The sequence below is a fragment of the Rhizobacter sp. P2_H2 genome (genome assembly GCF_056403375.1).
Genome location: NZ_JBFUFP010001457.1, coordinates 1 through 1,065 on the forward strand (window position 1 = coordinate 1; position 1,065 = coordinate 1,065).

A 1,065-nucleotide genomic window follows, 5' to 3' on the forward strand; every position below is an offset into this window, starting at 1 on the left:
GGCCGCGCCGGCGCGGCACGGCCGGGCCGACGGCGTGCTCGGGCCGGTGCTGCCGGTGCTGCCCGCCGATGCGCCGGGCTGGATCCGGCGCGGCCGCTTCTACGACTGGGCGCGCCAGCCGAGCGGTGCGCTCGTGCCGCCGAACCGGCTGCGCTTCGGCAACGTGCTGCTGCGCGGCGCGCTGCTGCGGGCGATGGCGCAGCCGTTCGACCCGGCCTACGGCCGCACCGGCGGCGAGGACGGCGACCTGCTCGGCCGGCTGGTGCAGCACGGCGCGCGCATCGTCTGGTGCGACGAGGCGGTGGTGCATGAGCCGGTCGAGGCGTCGCGGCTGTCGCTGCGCTGGCTGCTGCTGCGCGCGCTGCGCGGCGGGCAGGACCACGCGCGGCACCGCCTGAACGGCCGTTACGGGCCGCTCACGCGGGCCGGCCGGGTGCGATTCTTCGCGCGGGCGCTCGCGCAGTCGGTGCTGGCCGCGGGACTGGCGCTGCTCGCGTGGCCGGCCGGTCGCCACCGCGCGGTGCACTGGCTGCTGAAGGTCGCGGCCAACCTCGGGAAACTGTCGGTCTTCGCCGGCTGGCACTACCAGGAATATGGCGGCGTGGAACACCCTGGCGGTGCGGTATGAGGACGCCGGGCCGCCCCAAGTCCGAATACCGCAGTGCGAAGCACGGAGGCTCCCAATGAGCTGGCTGCTGCCGGCGCTGCTGTCGCTGCTGGCCGTTCCGGTGGCGGCCTGCTCGGCCTACCTGCTGCTGCTCACGCTGCTGTCGCAGGCGCCGGGCGCGGCGCGGCGCTCGTCGGGCCGGCTGTTCTTCGATGTGATCGTGCCGGCGCACGACGAGGCGGCGGTGATCGACGCCTGCCTGGCGAGCCTGCGGCGGCTAGACTGGCCGGCCGACCTGTACCGCGTGCTGGTCGTCGCGGACAACTGCAGCGACGACACCGCGGCGCGTGCGCGTGCCGCCGGCGCCGTCGTGCTGGAGCGGCACGACCCGCAACGCCGCGGCAAGGGCCATGCGCTGGCACACGCCTTCGCCGCCAGCCGCGCGCACGGGCTGGCGT

At 76.0% G+C, this 1,065-nt stretch carries 2 protein-coding genes; both read left to right on the forward strand.

The window, feature by feature from the left end; genetic code table 11:
• The coding region (locus AC1D15_RS33895) for a glycosyltransferase family 2 protein (RefSeq protein ID WP_477829522.1) at positions 1-628 on the forward strand (628 nt) is incomplete at its 5' end.
• A gap of 55 nt (positions 629-683) precedes the next feature.
• On the forward strand, positions 684-1,065 hold a 382-nt coding region (locus AC1D15_RS33900; protein ID WP_477829523.1), incomplete at its 3' end, for a glycosyltransferase.